This is a genomic window from Actinoallomurus acaciae, from assembly GCF_042429965.1.
GTDB classification, from domain to species: domain Bacteria; phylum Actinomycetota; class Actinomycetes; order Streptosporangiales; family Streptosporangiaceae; genus Actinoallomurus; species Actinoallomurus acaciae.
Genome location: NZ_JBHLZP010001145.1, coordinates 1 through 968 on the forward strand (window position 1 = coordinate 1; position 968 = coordinate 968).

Below are 968 nucleotides of genomic sequence, written 5' to 3' on the forward strand. Positions count from 1 at the left end.
CCTTCAACAGATCGTCGGTCTTCACCTACAGCGCGGTCGCGAGGGAGTCCAGCTCTGTCTTCACACACCGACGTTGAACTCCCCTCGTCCTATGCACGCAGACGATCCCTTGGAATCAATCATCTAGGCCCCCGGGCGGTGGGGTCTCACCAGTGGTCCAGGTGCAGGACCTCCTCCAGCGGCTGCCGGCGGGCGGGGCGGAACGTCTCTCCGGTGTAGTAGGCCGTCGGGATCAGGGAGCCCTGGCGAACGTCCTCCGGCAGCCCGAGCAGCTCGGCGACCTCCCGTTCGTACGCCAGATGCAGCGCCGTCCACGCGGTGCCGAGTCCCCGTGCGCGGGCGGCGAGCATGTAGCTCCACGTCGCCGGGTGCAGCGAGGCCCACAGCGCGGCCTGCCCGCCGCTCGGCACGGACGTCACGCGCAGGCACGGGAGGACCAGCACCGGCACCTCCGCGATGTGCTCGGCGAGGTACGCGACTCCCTCCCCGATGCGGCGCTGGACCGGCGCGCGCTCGGGGTCGTCGGCGAACAGCCGGGGCGCGGCGTGGTCCGATGCCAGGTACTCCCGTGCCGCACGCGTGAACACCCGGCCGATCGCGGCGCGCTGGTCCGGGTCGGTGACGACGACCCAGTGCCAGCCCTGTTTGTTGCCGCCGCTCGGCGCCTGCAGCGCGATCTCCAGGCATTCGCGGATCAGCTCGGGCGGGACCGGGCGGGTCAGGTCGAGACGCCGGCGTACGGTGCGGGTGGTGGTGAGCAACTCGTCGGGGGTCATGCGCGCATGATCGCAGCCGGTCAGCCCGTCTCGCACGCCGCGGCGATGAGGTCCTCCAGCTCCGCCGTCACGTCGTCGAGCGGTTCCAGCGAGCGGCGCGCGCGGCAGAGCAGGGTGGCGCCCTCGACCGAGGCGACCACCAGCGTCGCGACCCGCGCGGCGCGCCCCGGCGTCGCCCCCGCCGAGACCAGG

At 72.5% G+C, this 968-nt stretch carries 2 protein-coding genes; both read right to left on the minus strand.

The window, feature by feature from the left end:
* Window positions 1-146 precede the first annotated feature (146 nt).
* Window positions 147-776: a nitroreductase family protein gene (locus ACFFNX_RS51190; protein ID WP_378213771.1), complete on the minus strand. Its 630-nt coding sequence runs from the start codon at window positions 774-776 to the stop codon at window positions 147-149.
* A gap of 20 nt (window positions 777-796) precedes the next feature.
* Window positions 797-967 (minus strand): LmrA/YxaF family transcription factor, encoded by a 171-nt coding sequence (locus ACFFNX_RS51195; RefSeq protein WP_378213772.1) that lies wholly within the window; start codon window positions 965-967, stop codon window positions 797-799.
* Between the last annotated feature and the right edge of the window lies 1 nt (window position 968).

Bases quoted from the DNA above. Each gene is read 5' to 3' on its own strand.
- ACFFNX_RS51190 (WP_378213771.1), bottom strand. From the start codon at position 776: ATGACCCCCGACGAGTTGCTCACCACCACCCGCACCGTACGCCGGCGT.